Source organism: Ferrimonas gelatinilytica (assembly GCF_039544205.1).
Lineage (GTDB): Bacteria > Pseudomonadota > Gammaproteobacteria > Enterobacterales > Shewanellaceae > Ferrimonas > Ferrimonas gelatinilytica.
Genome location: NZ_BAABLF010000008.1, coordinates 68558 through 88135 on the forward strand (window position 1 = coordinate 68558; position 19578 = coordinate 88135).

Here is a 19578-nt window from a genome sequence, read left to right on the forward strand (position 1 = left end):
GGCTGCGGAAATCTGTATGCAAGTTGAATCAATGAGTTACGCGACTTGCCCCTCCAGACACCTGAACAGGTAGAATGCGCGCCCCGCAGGACGTGTCGCTAACGTGGCAAAATCGTTACCATTTGGCCTTTTTGTCCTAGGGTTGTAGTGAAGGCCATTTCCAGGGTTATGGATCATGCAAAAACGCCCCCTTTTCAGCCTGTTTTTTATTTTATTCATCAGCGGTTGCAGCAGTGTCGCCTGGCAGAGTCATCCCAGGCCGGATGACGCCACCATTGCCCGCGCGCTCAATGGCAATAACCCTGCCATCGAGCTTTGGGATCTCCCCATGGAGAGCCTGCCCGGTTTTCCTGTTCCCCAGTCAGTCCGCCCCTGCTGTGCTTTCGGCAACAAACAGAAGGTAAAAGTGGGCGCAGTGCCTATCCCCCTGTTCCGGCTTGGTAATACGCTCTCCCCGAATGAGGTCGGGCCGCATAAGTTCGACGCCGGCACCTTTGCCCACACCTCGCGGAAGATGAGTGGGAACGACAACCGGGGCAGTGAGAACAACGGCGTGATCTACACCACCCGGGGAGGCTTTATCGACCTGGCCCATGTTCGCGATACCGCCGACGATACGGTGGCCCTGTTTTTCGAAATCATCCGCCATCTTGGGGAGGACCGCATCATCGAAGTGCCCGACGAGTTGGGTCGACGTTACATCCGGCTAAACGCCACCGATGTCTCCGAACTGACCACCAAGGAGCGCTGGAACCTTGCGGCCGACTTGGCGGCTCGACTGGCCTACTTTAAAGCCGAGTCCCACGAGATCGCCCAGTGGCATGGCTACGCCAGCTTTGCCGGTTGGCCGGAAACCGTGTCCGCGTTCTCACCAGAGGACCTCTACTCGAACATGCTCGGAGCAAAGCTGGCGCGGGCGCTTATCGGGGCAGACCTGGTGCTCAGTAGCGAGCTCTATAACCAGAACATGACCGCCTGGCTGGATGCGACCCTGGAGTGGCTTGGGGCGGTGCGCGAAAGTCAATCCCGCGACCTCTTCACCGTGGTGGACGGGCGCTGGTGGGACTCCTCCCGCCCGATACCGGACAAGTTCATGGTGCTGCTGAGACATTACGACCTTGGCGATCGTCAACTGCCCCATATCGTGCCGTCTGAATGGATCATGGAGAGCGAACTCAAAAAGTCGCTGTTACCTCTGGTTGAGGATCTCCAACCTCCCCACCCGCTCAGCCTGCCGAGCCACTATGGCGATTACGAGCTCGACAGCATGGGAGAGCTGGTCCTTGAGGTCGATGACAAGTACCGCGACAGCTTCGGCGTAATCCCGGTTGATCTGTGGAAACAGGGCTTCACCCAACTACAATTTGCCGAGATTGCTGCCTGGTGTGAGAAGGAGGACGTTCGCCAGCTGGCAAAGCTGGAGCAGGAGTAAACCCAATCGAGCCGGCAGTTGAGAGACTGTCGTCTGGTACCGGCGCCGGTTTTGTGTATAATCGCGCCGCTGCATCGCAGCACACCACTACTAGTTCCCTGCGATATCAGGGAGTTATATTGGAGTGCGGTGGGACGACGGGGAAAACGCCGGCGCCCGACCAAACTCGTTGGGGGGCGGCAAGCATCGGCTTGCCAAACCAAAGAGACCAACCTTCAACGGGAGCCTACGCGTTATGATGTTTTTTGAAGGGTCAGAAAAAAAAGTTGAGGCCGTACTCGAACCCGGTCAGCCCTCTCTGCGACAGCTGGGACGCCCCTTCTGGGCCAAAATTGTTGCCCAGGCCAATGCCGAGATCCTCTCCTCTGTCCACAATGACTGCTGCGACGCCTACCTGCTGTCGGAGTCGAGCCTCTTTGTCTGGGACGATCGCTTCCTGATGCTGACCTGTGGCACCACCACCCTGGTGCATGCGGTCACCGAGTTTCTGACGCACTTCAGCCAGGACCGTCTGGCGATGCTCACCTACCAGCGCAAAAATGAGTACCAGGCTCATCTGCAGAAAAGCTGCTTCAGCGACGATTTGGCGTCGCTGGCACCACACCTGCAAGGCCAGGCCTGGCGCTTCGGGCATCTGGACGGCCACCATAACTACCTGTTCCACCTTGAGCGCCCCTATCAGCCCGCCGCTGATGACGCCACCGGTGAGCTGCTGATGTACCACATCGCCGGAGAAAATGCCGATTACCTGCGCAGCGATCAACAGACGCTGGATGGGATCCGGGAACGTTTCAATTGGGAACAACTGCTGCCGGGCTTCCAACTGGACGACTTCCTGTTCCAGCCCTTCGGCTATTCGATGAACGGGATCCGCGATGATCGCTATGTCACCGTCCACATCACCCCGCAGGAGGAGAGCTCCTACGTCAGCTTCGAGTCCAACCTGCCGGTTGAGGAGCTGGTGCCGATCTTCAACGCCCTGCTGAAGGTACTGCAGCCCCAGAGTTACGACCTGATCAGCTTTAACATGGCCTGCGATCTCGCTCACCGGCCCGAAGCGATCCGCATCGATCACGCCGAGCAATCCCTGGCCAACGGCTACCGTATGGCCTTTGAACACTACCTTTTGCCCGGGCACGAGGTCAGGGCCGCAGATCAGCTGTAACCCTCCTAGATAACAGGATCCTCGTAAATTTCTGGTTGCCACAGTTGCCAGCAGTGATCGGGATCCTGTTTCGCTCCATGTAGGGCACTCTCCGCCCGCTCCATCATGTCGCTCAGATGCAACTCCTCGACGCCGGGATCCACCCCCGGGGGAACCAGCGCCACGCCGATGCTGAGGCGGATCGGACGCTTCTGTCCATCCCGCTGGGGCAGGCCGGCCACTTTCTGTTCGATATGCTCCAACAAACTGTGCAGCTGTGCCTCGTCCAGCTCCGTGAGCACAAGGGCAAACTCGTCACCTCCGTAACGGGCTGCCATCTCGCCGCCCCGCCGGCTGGTGGATTTAAGCAGTCGGGAGAGACGCACCAGCACCAGGTCTCCCTGCCCGTACCCCTGGTCCTCATTGAACTCCTGGAACTGCTCGATATCCAGCAGCAGCAGAGCCAGGCCCCGACGGTAGCGCCTCAACCGACGCCACTCGTGGGACAGAAAGGACTCCAGCGCCGTTCGATTCGGCAGCCCGGTGAGAGGATCGGTACGCTCCAGCGACACCATACGCTCTCGCTGTACCGTCAGCATCCGCATCAATCCATTAAACACCTTCGCCAGTTGATGAAACTCCTGAAGGCGAACCCGGCTGTTGACGGAACGAAACTGCTGGTGCCGCTCCATCGCCCGGATCGCCGCCACCCCATGCTCCATCGGCAGAACCAGCAATCGCCACAGCATCAGCAGGACCAGCAAGGAGAGCAGCACAATGGCCCCCAAGGCTATCCACTCATCCCGCCCGCCCCAGCTTGGTGGCTGGGCCAGGTGACGCATCGAGATCACGGCTGCGGGCTGGTCCAGCGCATCCATCACCAGTACCTGGCGCTCGCTCACGGGTTTGATGACCGCTTCGGGCCGGTCAAGGCGCTCCAGCTCGCCGTCGTCGAGGGTGGCGCTTCTGAGGGTCAACGCCATCCCGCTGCGGGCCTGGATAAAGTCGATGAGCTTGGGATCCAGGCGCCGAACCAGCACCAGGAAGCCATAACCACAATCCTCACCGCTGCTCCGGCAAACCGAGGCAGCGCTGTAGAAATAGAGCTGCCCCTTCTGCCGCAATAAGCCGCTACGACTGCGAGGTCGCTGGGGATGCAGGGTGGGCATCAAACGGGCACGACGGTAGGCCTCCTGGCTCTCCATCAGGTCCCGCATCACACCACTGAAACGCTGCACCAACCTCAGCTCCAGGGCGCTGTTGAAAACGTAGATCCCATCCAGGAAGGGGATCTCGGCCACCACCTGCTCAGGGCGCTGTCCCGCCGCCAGTGTCGTCGCCAGCCGGTCCGACTGCGCCAGCTCCTGGGTCAGGCTTTCCAGTCCCTCCACCCGCCCCTCCAGCAGGAACTCCACCTGCGCCATCTCCTGACGCTGCACTGTCAGAACCTGCCGCTCCACGTAGGGGATCAGAACCCAGGCACGCACCGCCAGGTAACTGGAAAAGAGCAACAGCGCCAGCAGCGCGGTAACGATTAAGGATAACTGTCTCAGGGTCATGCCGGCCTCCTCGCCCACAAGTGTGGCACGACGACACTAAGTTGCCTGTCGATTGCCACAGCACAGGCTCCGCCACGCCCCCGGCCTAAGCCCTGGGCGGAGCAAACCGCCTGTTCCACTCTAAGGATGCCATGACCACCGTAACGCTTTGCCTTTTTTGTGAATTTTTTGATCTTATCGAGATCCGTGGGTGATCACGGTAACCGGTAATCAAACAAAAAGCGCTGCACGAAAAACGGTGCAGCGCCAAGGAGCAGTGGGAGACGATTGGCCGTCGCAGGTCGCGGAATGCAGGCTCAGAACCGGTAGCTGACCTGGCCCGATAGGCTGCGCCCCTGTCCCGGATAGTCACCGCCGGAGAAGGTATCGGCGATGGTCAGGTAGGTCTCATCAAACAGGTTCTCCACCCGCAGCCTGAACACCCAGGCCTCATCGAGGTGATAGCTTGCTGCCGCGCTCACCAGAAAATAGGGATCCAGCTCCACACTGTTGGCCGCATCACCGTAACGGCTGCCGCGGTAGACCAGGTTTGCGCTCACGTTGATCCGCTGCCAGTTGGCATTCAGCGCCCATTTGCCATTGTGACGGGCACTGGAGACCAGTTGCTTACCGCTGTCGCGATCCTCACTGTCACGCCAGCTGTAGCTCAATTGGTGCTCGACCGGGCCGGTCACAAAGGTCACTTCCATCTCGACACCGTCGATGACAGCGTGTCCCAGGTTTTCCGGCCGGTTGCTGGCGAGGTCAAACTGGATCAGATCCTCCGCCTTCTGGCGAAATCCACCCAGGCGCCAGTCTGCACCAATCCAGCTGGCCTCCAATGCCAGCTCCCAGTTATCGGAGGACTCGGGACGCAGATCCGGGTTGCTGAACCCCGGGTAGTAGAGGTCGTAGAAGCTTGGGGCTCGAAAAGCGGTCCCCACCATCGCCACCAGAGAAACCTGCCCCGAAGCGGCCCAGCGTCCCCCCAGCTGCCAGGTGTTGTGGCGGCCAAACTGCGCGTTGTCATCACTGCGCACGCTGGCTTCTGCACTGTGCCCGTCCTGCTCCCAGCGGCCTAGGGCGAACAGGCCGGTGTTATCCCGGTTCAAACTGCCCTCGTCGAAGGGCAAGGGGGTGCCGGTGAACCAGTCCAGGTAGCGGGAGTCGCCGCGCAGCGACTCCCGGCGCCAGTCCGCCCCGCCGGACAGGCTAACGCTGTCACTCACCCGGTAGCGGTTGAGCCAGGCCAGGTTGTGCTGACGCAGATGGGCACGATCCGGTGCCGTTTGGCGGCCGCCGTTGTCGAGATAGTCGTAGCTTTGGCTGTCACTGACCTGGGCCTGCAGTTGACTTTGCCAGTGCTCCCCCTGGTAACGCGCCTCCAACTGCAGATCCAGACTTTCTATCCAGTTCTCTTTACGTTCACGACGATCCGGCATGCCCCAGGCCGGATTGCCCAAGCTCGAGTTATCGTACTGACTGACGTTCTCGAACCAACGCAGGGCGCCATACAGCGCCACCCGTTCCGCCACCGGATTCGCGTAGGAGAGCAACGCACTTTTGCCGGTAAATCCATGGCGGTCACCGTCATTGACCCCGGGTACGGGGTGGACGTTGTACCCGGCCTCATCCTCGTAGGCCAACACCGCCTTGAGCGTTCCCCCGGCCAGGGACTGCTGATGGCGTGCGCTCGCCTCTATCCGCTCGAAGCTGCCGGCTCCCAGGGTCAACGCCGTGCCCTCGGCACCGTCCCGGGTGATGATGTTAATCACGCCACTCATCGCCTCGGAGCCGTACAGGGAGGCCCGGGCTCCGCGAATAAATTCGATACGCTCGATCTGAGCCAGCGGAAAGGCATTGATGTTCACCGGGCCGATGGCTCCGGAGGCGATTCGCATCCCGTCGATCAACACCAGCGTCTGGGCACTGGTGGCCCCCCGTACCGACACGGTGGCATTCTGGCCACGGCCGCCATACTGGTTGATCGAGACGCTGGGCAGTGTCCGCAGCACCTCCGCCAAACTTTTCGCCTGAAGCCGGTCTAGGTCTGCACGATCGATCACCGTGATCGGCGCCAACACCGACTCCGGAGCCTGGGCAAAGCGGTCGCCGGTCACCACCATACGTTCGATGGGGCTGGACTCTGCCTCGGCGTTCTTGGCCGAAGAGCGGCCTGACTCTGCCGCTTGCAGGGGGGCGCAGAGCGCCATGGGGAGCACAGCCAAAAGGGCTGCAGAGGGAAAAACACGGTTCATTCGTTGTTCCTAGTTCGCGTAGGTGACAACAGCGAAGGAGATCGGACTGATGGCCTCAATGACCAATTACCGTTGCGCGCCAGTTCCGGAGTTACACCGGATTCATCCTTTCGCTGTCATGGCTTCCATGCCCGTCAGGGGCAGGGGTTTCCGTCAGTAACTCTGACTGACGAAGGGGGTTTCCTCCTGCCCCAACTGCGCCTTGAGGCGCACGGTCAGGCAGAAGAAGTAGTTGGTCAGCAGGTTACAGAGACGCAGGAGACGTTCATGGACCTCAAGGCCCTCCGCCTCACAGCGAACCAGCTGACGTATGCATTTTTTGGCGCCACTGCGGCACAGGTGCAGGGCCATCACCCCCGGTGATCCTGTCGGCAGCACGAATCCTCCCACAGTACCAAAAGCATGGTGGTGGTCGTAGCGCGCCTTGAGCCAGGTCAGGTCTGCCTCCTGCACCGCCAGCCTGCCCCGTACCGACCCGTTGAGGTGGTACACCAGCGTCTGGATCCGTTCCAGCTCCGGCTGCAGCTCCTCCAGGAGCGCCGTCTCGGATGCCAGCTCCTGGCTCAGAAGTGCCCGGGCAAACCCCACTTGGGAGCAGAGCTCATCGCTTTGCACCTCGAAGTCGGTGCTCGGACCGCGTTCGAAGATGAAGGGGTAGCAAAGCTCCCGCTTGTCGCCACTGAGACGCCTTGGCATCAGTGCTGTGCCAGCCCTGGGTAGCGGCGACTCAGCAGTGCGTAACCGCCGAACAACACGGCACTGAATAGCCAGGTGCTGGCCAGATCGTGCTGCATAAAGGGCAGGCCCATCACCCAGCACTGCACCAGTCCCTCCCAGCTGTGCGGGTAGAAATCGGTGACCGCCCACATGCCAGTGTTAGTAATGAAGAAGAACTGGACGCTGCTGAATACCCCGGCCAGGGCGATCGTCGCGACGCTACGTTGCTGACGCAACAGCATGCCGATACCGGCGGTGATGGCGGTGGCCAGGTAAACAAACAGCATGGTTTCGTGCAGGCCGATCACCAAGTCGCCCAGCAGCATCGCCACCAGCGGCACCGTGAGAGCCAGGCGTTTACTGGTAAACATCGCCCCGGCAAACAGACCCATGGCGGCAACGGGCGTAAAGTTGAACGGATGCGGCAGTACCCGGTACAGCGCACACAGGGCTATCATGACCAGGACCGCTATAACTTTATTATTCATGAGTTTCTCCGGAGTTCTTCCCCGTCGGATACACTTGGGGCCGGACAAGGATACTGCGTTGCGAGCCGCAGTTCCAGCTGGACGGCTAGAAATCTTAACGTCCACATAACCCACAGTTAGCAGAGAACACCATGCCCCATCTCAGACTCGAATACGCCCAATCTCTGGAGCACCAAAGCGACATCGCCACCCTGGTCACACAGCTGCATCTTGCCGCGCTGGCCACGGGAGCGTTCCAGGCAGAAAACATCAAGGTCCGTGCCCTGCCCTGTCCCCACTACAGCACCGGTGGCCGTCAGGTGCCCAGTGCCCACCTGGAGGTTAAGATCCTGCCTGGGCGTCCGCCAGAGCAGCTGCGCCATATCAGCCGTCACCTGCTGGACTGCCTGATTGCGCTGCTGCCCGAGGGGACCGAGTTGAGCGTCAACGTGTGCGATCTGGCAAAGCACGGCTACAGCAAACAGCGGGGCCAAAGCCGGGCTTGAATGGCCGTGGGTAGCCCCCAGCCCTTGAGGCTGACGCACAAACCTTGCACGAACGCCTCTTCGCCCCTTGCCGATGGGTACAAAGGGGGTAAGTATTGAACCATCGCTGACTGTTGGAGTGTCGCTATGGATCTGGAATTAACCCTCAACGAAGCCCGGGTGATCGGCTGCATGCTGGAAAAGGAGACGACCACCCCGGATCTCTATCCTCTTACCCTTAACGCCCTGAGAAGTGCCTGCAACCAGAAGAGTAACCGTGACCCGGTGCTCGCCCTGTCCGAAGGTGAGGTTCAACATACCCTCAACCAACTCAGGGATAAGCGCCTGATCCAGGAGGAGGGTGGCAGCCGCGCCAGCAAGTACAAGCATCGCTTCTGCAACACCGCCTTTGGCGGGCTCCAGCTAACGCCCCAGGAGCGGGGCATTGTCTGTGTCCTCCTGCTGCGCGGCCCGCAGACACCGGGCGAGTTGCGTGCCCGCACTCAGCGTTTATGCGAATTTAACAATGTCGGTGAGGTGGAGGCGGTACTCAACACCATGGCGGAAAAGGGCTTTGTGGTGCAACTACCCCGGGAGGCGGGCAAGCGTGAGAGCCGTTACGCCCACCTGTTCTCCGGCGCTGTTGCCTCAGTCACCACCGCCGACGTCGTCGCCGATGATAAAGCCCGGCTGCTCAGCCTGGAGCAGGAGAACCGGGTGCTTAAGGCCGAGATCGCCCGCCTGCAGGCGCAGCTCGCGGCCTACCGGTCACAATAGGGTCCCCAAAGTGGCCCGAAAGGCGCGCACAGAAAAAGGGAGCTCAGGCTCCCTTTTTCGTTGATTCATCCCCCGGCGCAGCCGGGTTAGAGCAGTTGGCGGCGGAACCGATGGCACTCGGCCCAAAACAGGCTCAGCCATAAGCGGCGCAGGTGCCGACGGATCCTCAGGCCATACGCAGGCAGCTTTATTTTGAATCCCAGCACCACGGTCAGGTGACCACAGAACGCCAGAAAATAGAGCAACCAGGGCTGTTGTACGATCAAGGCCAGAGGAAGACTAATCAGGATAAGGCCCCAGCCGAAAAATTTCAGTGTTTGATTTAACATGGTCAAGCTCCAAATCAGACAAAAGGCTTAACCGGCGCCGGCATCGCATCGGGCGATGACGTTATTGCATGCTCACTAAATTTAGCCCCGCCCCAGGCCACTTCCACCGAACTAACAACCATGAAATGGAAAGTTTTTCCGATGTTTTAAGGGGGGAGTGAAACAAGATCCACTAATCAGGAAGTTAGGAAAAATAAGGGAAATGTTCGCTTTTAAGAAAGTAAAATCGAATATTTTTGTCATTATGAGCGAGGATACCGAAGCCGTCGGTAACAGTGACCTCGCCTCGGGGTCCAGCGAGGGACTGACAACAGGGAATACACGATGTGAAGTCGAGGAACGAGGAGGAACTTTGCCAGGGCAGAGGACGATAAAGCTGCCCTGCAGATGACCGAAGGGAGAGCCTGGCGGTCACCAATCCAGTCCGGCCTGAGCCTTGATCCCGGCCTCGAAAGCATGCTTTACCGGGGTAATTTCTGACACCGTATCCGCCATCTCCAGTAGACGCCGATGACACGCCCGACCTGTGATCACCACGTGCTGGTGAGGAGGCCGCGCCGCGATGGCATCACACACCGCTTCGACATCCAGGTAGTGATAGCTGAGCATGTAGGTCAATTCATCCAGCAACACCAGGTCCACCGCGGGATCCGCCAGCGCACGACGGATCTGAGCCCACACCGCTTCCGCCGCCGCGGTATCAGCAGCACGATCCTGGGTATCCCAGGTAAATCCGGTGTCCATCACGTAAAAGGGGACACCCAGCTCGGTCAGGATATTGCGCTCGCCACACTCCCACTGACCCTTGATAAACTGGGCCACTGCACAGCGTTTGCCATGGCCCACGGCCCTGAGAACGGTGCCAAACCCGGCGGTGGACTTGCCCTTACCGTTACCGGTCAGTACCAGCAGCACGCCCCGCTCTTCGCTGGCCGCCGCCACCTTCGCGTCCACCTTGGCTTTGAGCCTCTGCTGACGCTCCCGGTGTTTCTCCTGGTCCCGCTTCTCCATCAATCACTCCCTGGCCAGCCTCGGCCCCATGTTTCCGGTGGTAGCTCACTGTGCCGCAACTTCCTCCCCGACGCCAGTGACCTCACCTTTGGCCTGGCAATGGCCCGTAAACGCATCGATCCGCTGGGTCATGTAGGAAAAAAACGGGTTCCATTTCTGCCGCAACACCTCGGAGGATGGGATCACGAACATCCCCTTCTCACCGCTGATGGCGGCATGGCCCAGGTAAACATGCTCACGTTCAGGGTCCTGGTGGGGCCCCAGCAGTGGATCAGACTCGGCGATCGGCAGGCCAACATGAGAGAGCGAATGGACCCGCTCTGGCCAACTGAGGTTAAGTTCTTCGGTTTGTTGGGAAGGAAACTCCCGGGCGTGCACCCGACGATCCCCAGGACCACGGTTTTCCACCAGGGTGGTCCGAAACGGCAGCGACGATCGCTGGAAAAATCCCTGGTAGGTCTGGAACGGATCCTGGGTCAGCAGCTGCTGATCGATCCAGGTACGGTTGACATCAAACAAGACCAGTTCATCGGGATCCGCCGCGAGGGTGAGGTAAAGCGAGTCCAGCAGAGCGCCGGTATCCACCGTTTCATCGATGATGGAGTTAAAGGAGAGCATCGGCGGCAGGGTGGCCAGGCGTTCCTCGTCCAGCTGCTCAATCATCGACCGGTTGGACTCGATCAACCGGTACACGATGTCGGCCGCATTGACCGGGAAGGAGCTGTACTTGAAGGGGTGGTACTCCGGCGACAGACTCTCCCAGGCCAGCTTATCCAACTCCAACCAGCGACCCAGCCTTGCCTGCCAGGCCGCCCCGGCGGCAATGGGGGACAGGCCGATGGCCGGGCTGACAAACACCATGGCGCACAGATCCACCGGCTGATCCTCACTCAAACGCGCCAGTTCATGGTTCAGCGCCAGCGCCGCCCCGGTGGAGAATCCGACCAGCAGTACAGGACGCTGAGAATCCTGCGCCTTGAGATGTGCAACCGCCAGGCTCACCGCGGCCGCAAGATCCTGCCATCGCAGATCCACCAGTGCCGACGGCAGCGTACCGTGTCCCGGCAGGCGCAACCCCAGTACGTGCGCCCGACGGGTGAAATGACGTGCCAGGTGAGAAAGATAGTAAGGGGAGTCGGACATGCCATGCACAAGCAGCACTGCTAGGGGCGCATCCGGGTTGGCCCACTCGAAGCTTCGATTCCAGTTTTGTGGCCACTGCGCAGGATCGGATCGGCTGCCGCTAAAATAGCGGTTAAAGGGCACCGGCTCCGTCCCCTTTAAAGCGGACGCCAATTTACGCTCCTTCTCGGCAAACAGCGCTGACTCAAGGGCCAGGTAGGCGTCAAAGTCGTCAACCTCACGGTGGGCGGTAAACTCCTCGGTCAGCGTCAGGGTATGCCAGGGGCTCAGGGTCGGCTTCTGGTTCAGCCACCACACCGCCACCGACAGCAGTGTCACGGCACCGCCGAGCGCCATCCAAAACAGCAGCACCAGCAGGCGCCGCTCCAGTCTCAGGATCCCCATGCTCACTCCGTCCCCCTCATCACTCACGACTTTATCCTAGCCACTGGTGCAAACCGCGCGGTTTACCCTGACGGGCTCAGGCTAAGAGCCAGCCCCCTATCTTCGTTGGCACCGCAAGCGTAATGATACGCAAGACTTTGAAGTAACCTGCAGATAAACAATTATAAAGTGTTAACTCCCGCCGGTTTGAAGCGGTCAGACACCGCAAGTCAGAAACGCCATGGAGGTGGCCAGGAAAAGGGTTTTGGAGCTTGTCTTACGCTTTGTCTTTTACCTCTCGCCACTGCCCACGGGTTCGCCTCTGGTATCCCCCATCGGAGTTCGCTAGTATGGACGTCTATATGGATAAAGGGCCATCCGACAACAGGTTGGCCCCAGGTAAAGGAAGTGGTTGCATGTCTCATCCCCGTTTCGCCTCCCACCCCGTCGACGCCGCCTTAAGAGCGGCAATGACAGAACGCATCCTAATCCTGGATGGCGCGATGGGCACCATGATCCAGGCCCATAAGCTGGAGGAGGAGGACTACCGGGGAGCACGCTTCGCCGACTGGCCCTCCCCCCTTAAGGGCAACAACGACCTGCTGTCCCTGACCCAGCCAGAGATCATCCGGGCGATCCACACCGCCTATCTTGAGGCCGGTGCAGACATCATCGAAACCAACACCTTCAACAGCACAACCATCGCCATGGCAGACTACAACATGGCTTCGCTGTCCCGGGAGATCAACCTTGAATCGGCCCGTCTGGCCCGCACTGCTGCTGATGCCGTCACCGCCACAACCGGCCGACAACGCTTTGTGGCTGGGGTGCTAGGACCCACCAACCGGACCTGCTCCATCTCCCCGGATGTGAACGACCCCGGCTTTCGCAATGTGAACTTCGACCAACTGGTGGCCGCCTACACCGAGTCGACCGAAGCCCTGCTGGAGGGCGGCGCGGATCTGATTTTGGTGGAGACAGTATTCGATACCCTCAATGCCAAGGCCGCGCTCTTTGCAATCGACAGCGTCTTCGAGGCCCGGGCCCAATCCTGGCCGGTGATGATCTCCGGCACCATCACCGACGCCTCCGGTCGTACCCTGACCGGCCAAACCACCGAGGCCTTCTATAACTCTCTGCGCCACATCAACCCCATCGCCATGGGCCTCAACTGCGCCCTGGGGCCCAGGGAGTTGGTGCCCTACATCAGCGAACTCAACCGCATCAGCGAATGCGCCGTCTCCGCCCACCCCAACGCCGGTCTGCCTAACGAGATGGGCGGCTATGACGAAACCCCGGCGCAGATGGCCAGGATCATCGGCCAGTGGGCGGCCGACGGCTGGCTCAACATCGTCGGTGGCTGCTGCGGCACCACCCCGGATCACATCCGTGCCATCGCCGAAGCGGTCAAAGATCATGCCCCACGCAAAGCACCGGCTCATCTTGTCGAAGGTACCCAAGTGGCGACCCGGCTGTCCGGTCTGGAGCCCTGTAACTTCGATGACGACTCGCTCTTTATCAACGTGGGTGAGCGCACCAATGTCACCGGCTCCGCCCGTTTCCTGCGCCTAATCAAGGAGGGGGACTATGAGACCGCTCTGGAGGTCGCCCGGCAGCAGGTCGAGAGTGGTGCCCAGATCATCGATATCAATATGGATGAGGGGATGCTGGACGCGGAAGCGGCGATGGTGAAGTTCCTCAATCTCTGTGCCGGTGAGCCGGAGATTTCCAAGGTGCCCATCATGATCGACTCCTCCAAGTGGTCGGTGATCGAGGCGGGACTCAAGTGCATCCAGGGCAAAGGGGTGGTCAACTCCATCTCCCTCAAGGAGGGGGAGGAGGCGTTCATCCGTCAGGCCCGACTGATCCGGCGCTACGGCGCCGCAGCGGTAGTGATGGCCTTCGATGAGACTGGTCAGGCGGACACCTATGAACGCAAGGTGGCGATCTGCACCCGGGCCTACCGGGTACTGACGGAGAAAGCCGGTTTTGCCCCGGAGGACATCATCTTCGATCCCAATGTCTTCGCCATCGCCACCGGCATCGAGGAACACGACAACTACGCGGTGGACTTTATCCAGGCGTGCCGCACCATTCGCGATACCCTCCCCCACGCCCGCCTCTCCGGCGGCGTCTCCAACGTCTCCTTCTCCTTCCGCGGCAACAACCCGGTACGCGAGGCGATCCACGCGGTTTTTCTCTATCACGCCATTCGAAACGGTCTCTCCATGGGGATCGTCAACGCCGGACAACTGGCGATCTACGATGACATTCCCGCCCCCCTGCTGGAACGGGTGGAGGACGTGGTGCTCAACCGGCGCAGCGATGGCACCGAGCGTCTGCTGGAGATCGCCGAGACCTATCGAGGCGGTGGCCAGGCGGAAAAGGATCCCAAGGAGGCACACTGGCGCAGCTGGCCTGTCAATAAGCGGCTGGAACATGCGCTGGTCAAGGGGATCACCGAGTTTATCGACGAAGATACCGAGGAAGCACGCCAGGCCGCCGATAAACCGCTGTCGGTGATCGAGGGTCCGCTGATGGATGGCATGAACGTGGTCGGTGATCTCTTCGGCGCCGGTAAGATGTTCCTGCCCCAGGTGGTGAAATCCGCCCGGGTGATGAAGAAGGCGGTGGCCTACCTCAACCCCTATATCGAGGCAGACAAGGTGGCGGGCCAATCCAACGGCAAGGTACTCATGGCCACGGTGAAGGGGGATGTGCATGACATTGGTAAGAACATCGTTGCGGTGGTGCTGCAGTGCAACGGCTTCGAGGTGATTGATCTAGGAGTCATGGTACCGGTGGAGAAGATCATCGAAGTCGCCAAGGCGGAACAGGTTGATGTGATCGGCATGTCGGGACTGATCACCCCCTCGCTGGACGAGATGATCCACAACGTCAAGGCATTCACCCGGGCCGGCATCACCTGTCCAGTGATCATCGGCGGGGCCACCACCTCTAAGATCCACACCGCGGTCAAAATCTTCGAGCACTACGAGCATGGTGCCCTCTACGTCGCGGATGCCTCCAGGACGGTCCCCGTAGTGTCCCAGCTGGTGGGCCCGGAGCGTGCCGCCTTTATTACCCGCCACTACCAGGAGTACGCCGAGCTGAAGGCCAAACGGGAGGCACAGGGCAGCCGCAAAACCCTCATCTCGCTGGATGCCGCCCGTGCCAACCGCAACCAGATCGACTGGGCGACTTACCAGCCGGCAGTGCCTAAAACTCTGGGCCTACAGGTATTCAAGGACTACCCCCTGACGGACCTGGTGGATCGCATCGACTGGACCCCCTTCTTCCGCAGCTGGGGGCTGCATGGCAAGTACCCGCAGATCTTCAAAAACCCCACGGTGGGGGAGGAAGCCCAGGAGCTGTATGACAACGCCCAATTGATGCTGAAGCAGATCATCGAGGCGCGGTGGCTGACCGCCGCCGCAGTGATTGGCCTGTTCCCCGCCAACACCTGCGATAACCATGACGATATCGCGCTCTACAGCGACGAGCAGCGCAGTGAGGAGTTACTGCGGCTGCATATGCTGCGCCAGCAGGTGGAGCGGATCGACAACAATAACTTCGCCCTCTCCGACTTTGTCGCCCCCCGAAGCAGTGGCAAAGTGGATTACATGGGCGCTTTCGCCGTTACTGCCGGGATCGGCATCGATGCCCATGTGCAGCGATTCGAGCAGGCCGGCGATGACTACAGCGCCATCATGCTCAAGTCCCTCGCAGACCGCCTGGCCGAGGCGTTTGCCGAGCGGATGCACGAACGGGTTCGCAAGGAGTTCTGGGGCTACGCCGCCGACGAGCAGCTCGACAACGAGGCGCTGATCCGGGAAAAATACAAGGGGATCCGTCCGGCGCCAGGCTACCCCGCCTGCCCGGACCACACCGAGAAGGGACTGCTGTGGCAACTGCTGGAGCCGGAAAAACATATCGGTCTCAGGATCACCGAGAACTTCGCCATGTACCCGACCGCAGCGGTTTCCGGCTGGTACTTCGCCCATCCGGAATCCCGCTACTTTGGGGTCACCGACATCGGTCAGGACCAGGTCGAAGATTATGCCGAACGAACCGGCATGACCGTGGCCGAAGCCCAAAAGTGGCTGGCGCCGATCCTCAGCTACTAACTCCGAATAGGGCGATCCATCCCCGACGCCCTGGCCAAAGATTAAGCCACCCGGTCCGGTTGATTAAGCAGGTCAACCGGACCACTCAATCTTTCAGTAAAAATGATGAGGATGCGATTTCGCATGAACATCAGCCACTCACAGTGAATAACCTTCCTTTTGGGGTCTCTGCGTCAGCTGATACCGACTCTTCGCTGTTCTCCCTCTCCCCGCAAAACCGCGCCAGTACCGGCTTGGTAGGGAATTCTTTTCAATAACTCCGATACCTAGCCGCGCTCTCGTCAGTCGGTCCGCTCGAACACCTGACTCATAAAGCTGCGAAAGAACTACAGGTTTTGCCCGGTGGGACGAGCGGGCGCCACGATTTTTCTGCCTAAACTTGAGTTCATTACATGATTCATGATCCAGGCCGTAACGGAGCCAAACGATGAAGCAGCATAAAAACAAGCAGAGAGGCCTGACGGCCGTCGAATACGCCATTGTTGGCGCACTTGTTGCCGGGAGCATGACGGCCGCCTTCTCCTCCTTAGGCAGCACCACCGCTGGCCATATCGTGAACCTGGCCAGCAGCTGGTCCGATGCTGGAGGCAGTGGCGGCTATGGCACCCCCGGTGGCAGCGGCGGGGCAACCTCTCCCGGCGATAGCGGTGGCGGCACCGCACCCGGGACCGGCGGCGGGGCCACCTCTCCCGGCAATAGCGGTGGCGGCACCACACCCGGAGCCGGCGGCGGGGCCACCTCTCCCGGCGATAGCGGTGGCGGCACCGCACCGGGAGCCGGCGGCGGGGCAACCTCTCCCGGCGATAGCAGTGGCGGCTCGACACCCGGAACTGGCGGCGGGGCAACCTCCCCCGGCGATAGCAGCGGCGGCACCACACCCGGAACTGGCGGCGGGGCAACCTCCCCCGGAGGCAGCAGCGGCGGCACCACACCCGGAAGTGGCGGCGGGGCAACCTCTCCTGGCGATAGCAGCGGCAGCTCCACACCCGGAACCGGCGGTGGGGCCCCCTCCACCGGCTCCGCTTCCTCCGCGGGTGATAGCGCAAACCCGGGCGAGAGGGAGTTGGCCGCCAGCACGGGTGCTCAAGGGGGTGGTGCAGGGTCGGGCAGCGGAGGGGCGGGTGTAGGGGCATCCGACCACGGTGGCGAGCTGCTGAGCAGCACAACCGGTAACGAGGCCGGGGGGGGAGCCTCGCAACCCGGTGCCACCTCACCCGGGACGGCCGGCAGCGCCGGCGATTCGAACGCCGATGCAGCCAATGCCGGGGGAAGCAGCACCTTGGCTGCAGCAATGCAAAACCATGGAACCTGGCTTTGGTTATTGATCCTGCTCGCCCTGCTTGGGCTACTGATGCTCAAACGTAAAGAGGAGCCCCAACCTCAGCAGGAGTGATCCAACACCAGGCAGAGGTCGCGAAGCTTACAACGGGCCGGGGGCATCTCCCCCGGCCTTTTTCTTGCTCCCCTCCCCTGGGTTTTCCCTTGGGGACCTTCATTGGCCAGTCGTTTGGCTGGCACACTACCTTCCTGATCGTTTCCGGCCTTGGCCTTCGGTAACGTCCCTGGACTCCAGGTGTATGTGGTCCAGCTGGCAGAAAAATACACGCCAAACGCCGTAGATGTCGCCTCGGGGTTGAACATCGCCGCCTTCAACGTGGGAATCGCCTCGGGGGCCTGGGGCGGTGGCCTGGTGGTCGACCTGCATGGTCTGATGCAAACTCCCTGGATCGGTGCCCTGATCGTTCTGCTGGCGCTAACCCGACTCAGCGGCCGCCTGGACAGAAGCGCATCGGCCGCCCCGTGCCCGGCCTAAGCCCACTGGATTCGGTACTCTTCGCCACTGTGTTGCCACGGGTTATCAAGCCCCCGGCCTTACGGTGGCGAAACGCCCTTTGCGGGTCACACTGAGTATCTAAAGGCCGACAAAAAAACCTATCGCCAAGGCATTAACGATGTCGATAAAGAAGCCACACACCAAGGGGACGATAATAAATGCTTGGTGGCTGGCACCATATTGCTGGGTGACTGCCGTCATGTTAACGATGGCCGTGGCAGTAGAGCCCAGGGTGATGCCACCAAACCCGGCACTGACCACCACCGCATCGTAGTTTCGCCCCATGAGACGATAAACAAGCACAGCGGTAAACAGTACCGATAGGGTGATCTGCAACACCATCACGACCGAGATGTAGCCCAGCAGTCCCTCGAGCTCCCACAGTTGCAACCCCATTAAGGCCATGGTCAGGAACATCCCCAGGCAGATGTCGGAGATCAGTGCCAGACCCAGGGTCCCCTGCTCCTCCCAACGCCTTTTACGGTTGCGAGTTAGCCAACGACCCAGGTTTCCAATGAGGATCCCGGCCAGGAGGCAACTGACGAACATCGGCAAGCGCACCCCGGCCTCTTCCAATGATTCGTTGAGGCTGTAACCGGTTATCAGTGTGACATTGAGCCAAAGCCAGGCCCAAAGCACACCGTAGTAGGTCAGCTCGGTGTGCTGGCCCGCGTCGTGTTGTACCCCGATATCCAGCTCAGCATCGCCGGAAGGTTCAACTTTATGCCTATTCAACAGATACCTGGCAATGGGACCGCCGACCACACAAGCGGCAATCAATCCCACGGTGTTAGATGCCACACCCAGTTCTAGGGCATTTTCGATACCAAGCTCTTCGACGAAGGTTGGCGCCCAGGCCAAGACGGTCCCCACACCTCCGGTCAAACTTATGGAGCCGGAAAGCAAGCCCGCCTTGGGATCCATGCCAAACATGGTGGCCACGCCCATCCCCATCAGGTTTTGCAGGATGATGAAACTGGCAGCGAGAGCCAGCAGAATAAACAGTGGTCGGCCGCCCTCGATCAATGTCTTCAGGTTTGCCCGCAAACCGATGCCAGCGAAGAAGTAAAGCAACAGCATATCCCTGGCATTGAGGGAGAAGTTCACTTGGCGATCAAATCCGTAGTAAAGCACCGCCACCGTCGCTGCACAGAGGAAGCCCCCTATCACTGGCTCCGGAATGGAGTATTGCCGTAACAGTGCGGACCGTTGAGTACACTCTTTGCCAATGAACAACAGCAAGATGGCGATAGTGAAAGCGACAAAAGCTTCGACATTGACAACCACAGGCTCCGAGGCATCCATTTCAGTCTCCACGAGAAGTAAGAACTCGTTTTTGGATGTAGCCGTTTAATCATAGCCAGCGCATTCGCATCTAAGTTTTTTACCCGTAGCGACTGAGAGGTTCCGATTAGTTGGCGAGCTCCTATTAGCGCCACGGTTTAGCACCATGTTTTGGCAACAGAATTATCGAATTTCCCAATTGCCGTCTGGTCAGGGCCAGCTCCAGGCCTGAGTGGCGCACAGATCGGCCGGCTCATATTGCTCTGAGCCTTTTAAAGAGAAAGGAAGTCGAATGGGATGGACAGCGAGCGAAAAACGCCCTTGTGGAACTGGCGTTGAAGGTAGAGATGATAATAAGGACTTCGTCTGAGGTTTAACTCAATGTATGCCCATCGAAGCGGGTTGAGGGATCCCTGTCTTACGCACTCTGCTTCGTCGCACGGCAGTTCAGGAAACACCTGCCCCCTGCCAACGGAGTGCTACTACCCATTAAATTAACCTGACGTCGACATCGGACCCGCCACGACAGCATTCGGCAAAGGTCTAACAACAAACCCATTAGGCACGATAATTCCCTATCAGGAGAAGGGGACCACTCGACACCGGTGAGGTTGGTTCCTGAGCAGCCCGACGGTCTCTATCTTGTAACGAGGCGCCCCGGCTTGTCGA

Annotated in this window: 14 protein-coding genes and 1 pseudogene; 7 read left to right on the plus strand and 8 right to left on the minus strand. The window is 60.1% G+C overall.

Translation table 11 applies throughout. From position 1 onward, the window contains the following. The first annotated feature begins 175 nt into the window (after positions 1-175). Both ABD997_RS07595 and ABD997_RS07600 read left to right on the plus strand, forming a co-directional pair. Complete coding sequence (locus tag ABD997_RS07595) at positions 176-1432, plus strand: DUF4056 domain-containing protein (RefSeq protein WP_345316411.1); 1257 nt, start codon at positions 176-178, stop codon at positions 1430-1432. A gap of 235 nt (positions 1433-1667) precedes the next feature. Next, a complete protein-coding gene (locus tag ABD997_RS07600; RefSeq protein ID WP_345316412.1) occupies positions 1668-2597 on the plus strand; it encodes an adenosylmethionine decarboxylase in 930 nt (309 codons plus the stop codon). A gap of 5 nt (positions 2598-2602) precedes the next feature. On the opposite strand, the gene ABD997_RS07605 is transcribed toward ABD997_RS07600, so the two are convergent. The 4 genes from ABD997_RS07605 to ABD997_RS07620 all read right to left on the minus strand — a co-directional run bounded on the left by ABD997_RS07605 (position 2603) and on the right by ABD997_RS07620 (position 7577). Further along, positions 2603-4135 carry a GGDEF domain-containing protein gene (locus ABD997_RS07605; RefSeq protein ID WP_345316413.1) on the minus strand — a complete coding sequence of 511 codons (1533 nt, stop codon included), beginning with the start codon at positions 4133-4135 and terminating at the stop codon, positions 2603-2605. 296 nt (positions 4136-4431) lie between these two features. Next, on the minus strand, positions 4432-6372 hold the full coding sequence (locus ABD997_RS07610; protein WP_345316414.1) for a TonB-dependent receptor domain-containing protein: 1941 nt from the start codon (positions 6370-6372) through the stop codon (positions 4432-4434). A 153-nt stretch (positions 6373-6525) separates the two neighbouring features. Beyond that, on the minus strand, positions 6526-7068 hold the full coding sequence (locus ABD997_RS07615; protein WP_345316415.1) for an ATP--cob(I)alamin adenosyltransferase: 543 nt from the start codon (positions 7066-7068) through the stop codon (positions 6526-6528). After that, complete coding sequence (locus tag ABD997_RS07620; RefSeq protein ID WP_345316416.1) at positions 7068-7577, minus strand: DUF6580 family putative transport protein; 510 nt, start codon at positions 7575-7577, stop codon at positions 7068-7070. Before ABD997_RS07620 ends, ABD997_RS07615 begins: the two co-directional genes overlap by 1 nt. A gap of 131 nt (positions 7578-7708) precedes the next feature. Between ABD997_RS07620 and ABD997_RS07625 the strand changes: the two genes are divergently transcribed. Then, entirely contained in the window at positions 7709-8062 is a 354-nt protein-coding gene (locus ABD997_RS07625) for a 5-carboxymethyl-2-hydroxymuconate Delta-isomerase (protein WP_345316417.1), read from the plus strand. Between the two features lie 132 nt (positions 8063-8194). Continuing rightward, positions 8195-8818, plus strand: a complete 624-nt coding sequence (locus ABD997_RS07630; protein WP_345316585.1) for a YceH family protein — start codon at positions 8195-8197, stop codon at positions 8816-8818. Positions 8819-8904: 86 nt separating this feature from the next. Here ABD997_RS07630 and ABD997_RS07635 read toward each other — a convergent pair whose 3' ends face one another. The 3 genes from ABD997_RS07635 to ABD997_RS07645 all read right to left on the minus strand — a co-directional run bounded on the left by ABD997_RS07635 (position 8905) and on the right by ABD997_RS07645 (position 11712). Then, positions 8905-9147 carry a hypothetical protein gene (locus ABD997_RS07635; protein WP_345316418.1) on the minus strand — a complete coding sequence of 81 codons (243 nt, stop codon included), beginning with the start codon at positions 9145-9147 and terminating at the stop codon, positions 8905-8907. 411 nt (positions 9148-9558) lie between these two features. Beyond that, positions 9559-10158: a cob(I)yrinic acid a,c-diamide adenosyltransferase gene (cobO, locus tag ABD997_RS07640; protein WP_345316419.1), complete on the minus strand. Its 600-nt coding sequence runs from the start codon at positions 10156-10158 to the stop codon at positions 9559-9561. A gap of 45 nt (positions 10159-10203) precedes the next feature. Continuing rightward, positions 10204-11712: an alpha/beta hydrolase gene (locus ABD997_RS07645; RefSeq protein WP_345316420.1), complete on the minus strand. Its 1509-nt coding sequence runs from the start codon at positions 11710-11712 to the stop codon at positions 10204-10206. A gap of 368 nt (positions 11713-12080) precedes the next feature. Between ABD997_RS07645 and metH the strand changes: the two genes are divergently transcribed. From metH to ABD997_RS07660, 3 genes and pseudogenes are all read left to right on the plus strand, one after another. Beyond that, on the plus strand, positions 12081-15791 hold the full coding sequence (metH, locus tag ABD997_RS07650) for a methionine synthase (RefSeq protein ID WP_345316421.1): 3711 nt from the start codon (positions 12081-12083) through the stop codon (positions 15789-15791). Between the two features lie 427 nt (positions 15792-16218). Then, positions 16219-17184 carry a Flp family type IVb pilin gene (locus tag ABD997_RS07655; RefSeq protein ID WP_345316422.1) on the plus strand — a complete coding sequence of 322 codons (966 nt, stop codon included), beginning with the start codon at positions 16219-16221 and terminating at the stop codon, positions 17182-17184. A gap of 147 nt (positions 17185-17331) precedes the next feature. Then, positions 17332-17604 (plus strand): annotated as a pseudogene (locus ABD997_RS07660) (MFS transporter); the annotation flags it as partial. Between the two features lie 99 nt (positions 17605-17703). On the opposite strand, the gene gltS reads toward ABD997_RS07660, so the two are convergent. Then, positions 17704-18930, minus strand: a complete 1227-nt coding sequence (gene gltS, locus ABD997_RS07665; protein ID WP_345316423.1) for a sodium/glutamate symporter — start codon at positions 18928-18930, stop codon at positions 17704-17706. Between the last annotated feature and the right edge of the window lie 648 nt (positions 18931-19578).

What these genes read in the sequence shown, in the direction of transcription:
- ABD997_RS07620 (WP_345316416.1), bottom strand. Translation starts at nt 7,577, where the DNA reads ATGAATAATAAAGTTATAGCGGTCCTGGTCATGATAGCCCTGTGTGCG.
- ABD997_RS07595 (WP_345316411.1), top strand. Translation starts at nt 176, where the DNA reads ATGCAAAAACGCCCCCTTTTCAGCCTGTTTTTTATTTTATTCATCAGC.
- ABD997_RS07605 (WP_345316413.1), bottom strand. Translation starts at nt 4,135, where the DNA reads ATGACCCTGAGACAGTTATCCTTAATCGTTACCGCGCTGCTGGCGCTG.
- ABD997_RS07635 (WP_345316418.1), bottom strand. Translation starts at nt 9,147, where the DNA reads ATGTTAAATCAAACACTGAAATTTTTCGGCTGGGGCCTTATCCTGATT.
- ABD997_RS07610 (WP_345316414.1), bottom strand. Translation starts at nt 6,372, where the DNA reads ATGAACCGTGTTTTTCCCTCTGCAGCCCTTTTGGCTGTGCTCCCCATG.
- ABD997_RS07655 (WP_345316422.1), top strand. Translation starts at nt 16,219, where the DNA reads ATGAAGCAGCATAAAAACAAGCAGAGAGGCCTGACGGCCGTCGAATAC.
- ABD997_RS07615 (WP_345316415.1), bottom strand. Translation starts at nt 7,068, where the DNA reads ATGCCAAGGCGTCTCAGTGGCGACAAGCGGGAGCTTTGCTACCCCTTC.
- metH (WP_345316421.1), top strand. Translation starts at nt 12,081, where the DNA reads ATGTCTCATCCCCGTTTCGCCTCCCACCCCGTCGACGCCGCCTTAAGA.
- ABD997_RS07600 (WP_345316412.1), top strand. Translation starts at nt 1,668, where the DNA reads ATGATGTTTTTTGAAGGGTCAGAAAAAAAAGTTGAGGCCGTACTCGAA.
- cobO (WP_345316419.1), bottom strand. Translation starts at nt 10,158, where the DNA reads ATGGAGAAGCGGGACCAGGAGAAACACCGGGAGCGTCAGCAGAGGCTC.
- ABD997_RS07625 (WP_345316417.1), top strand. Translation starts at nt 7,709, where the DNA reads ATGCCCCATCTCAGACTCGAATACGCCCAATCTCTGGAGCACCAAAGC.
- gltS (WP_345316423.1), bottom strand. Translation starts at nt 18,930, where the DNA reads ATGGATGCCTCGGAGCCTGTGGTTGTCAATGTCGAAGCTTTTGTCGCT.